Origin of the sequence: Microbacterium sp. HSID17254, assembly GCF_003989315.1 — a bacterium.
In the GTDB taxonomy this organism is placed as follows: domain Bacteria; phylum Actinomycetota; class Actinomycetes; order Actinomycetales; family Microbacteriaceae; genus Microbacterium.
Genome location: NZ_RBLT01000096.1, coordinates 1 through 1,235 on the forward strand (window position 1 = coordinate 1; position 1,235 = coordinate 1,235).

A 1,235-nucleotide genomic window follows, 5' to 3' on the forward strand; every position below is an offset into this window, starting at 1 on the left:
TCCTGGATCTCCCGGACGCGCAGGAGACCGGCGAGCGAGAACCCTCTGCTCATGAGACCCCCTCGAAGGCGGAGACGAGGCTTTCCAGGCGGGCCCAGGAGTCGTCGATCGCGCTCGTCTCGTCGAGCGGCTGGGTGAGGAACGCCGAGATCGGCCGTTCATGGGCGATCGCCGCGTCGATACGGGCGTCGGCGCCGGCGTGATAGGCGCCGATGTCGATGAGGTCGTTCGCCCGGCGTCGGGCCGCGAGCACGGCGCGGAGGGTGGCCGCCTGTGCGCGGCGCTCCCGGCTCGTGATCTTGCCGGCCACGCGGGACACGGACCCGAGGACGTCGATGGCGGGGTGGTGACCGGCGAGGGCGAGGGCGCGGTCGAGTACGACGTGGCCGTCGAGGATGGAGCGGACCGCGTCGGCGATCGGCTCGTTGTGGTCGTCGCCGTCGACGAGCACGGTGTAGATGCCCGTGATGGAGCCGGCGCGGTCGGTGCCGGCGCGTTCCAGCAGTCCGGCGAGGAGCGAGAAGGTGGAGGGCGGGTAGCCGCGGGTGGCCGGGGGCTCGCCCGCGGAGAGCCCGATCTCGCGCTGGGCCATGGCGACGCGGGTCAGCGAGTCCATCATGAGGATCGCGTGCGCCCCGTCGTCGCGGAAGGCCTCCGCGATCCGGGTGGCGGTGAAGGCGGCGCGGATGCGGGCCATCGCCGGCTGATCCGAGGTGGAGACGACCACGACCGAGCGGGCGAGTCCCTCCGGGCCCAGGTCGTCCTCGATGAACTCGCGCACCTCGCGGCCCCGCTCGCCGACGAGGGCGATGACGGTGACCTCGGCCTCGGTGCCGCGGGCGATCATCGACAGCAGCGACGACTTGCCCACGCCGGATCCCGCGAACAGGCCGACGCGCTGTCCGCGGCCGACGCTGACGAGGGTGTCGAGCGCGCGCACGCCGAGGGGGAGCGGGGTGTCGATGCGATCGCGCTCCATGATCGAGGGGGTGTCATGATCCAGGCTCACCTGCGGCGCCGCGAGCGGACCCTTGCCGTCGATGGGACGCCCGAGGCCGTCCAGGACCCGGCCCAGCAGCGCGCGTCCGGTGGGAACGCGCACCGGGCCGCCCCGGCCGCGCACCGGGGCGCCGACGGTGAGTCCGGCGACCGGGGCGAGCGGCATGCAGCGCAGCCCGTCCTCGCCCGTCGCCACGACCTCGGCGTCGATGCCGTCGAGCGTCACCACGTCCCCG

Annotated in this window: 1 protein-coding gene; it reads right to left on the reverse strand. The window is 73.9% G+C overall.

Features of this window, described 5'->3' with window-relative positions; all coding sequences use genetic code 11:
• Nucleotides 1-49: 49 nt before the first annotated feature.
• A partial coding sequence (locus tag D8M34_RS17880; RefSeq protein ID WP_148113088.1) for a FliI/YscN family ATPase occupies nt 50-1,235 on the reverse strand: 1,186 nt, incomplete at its 5' end.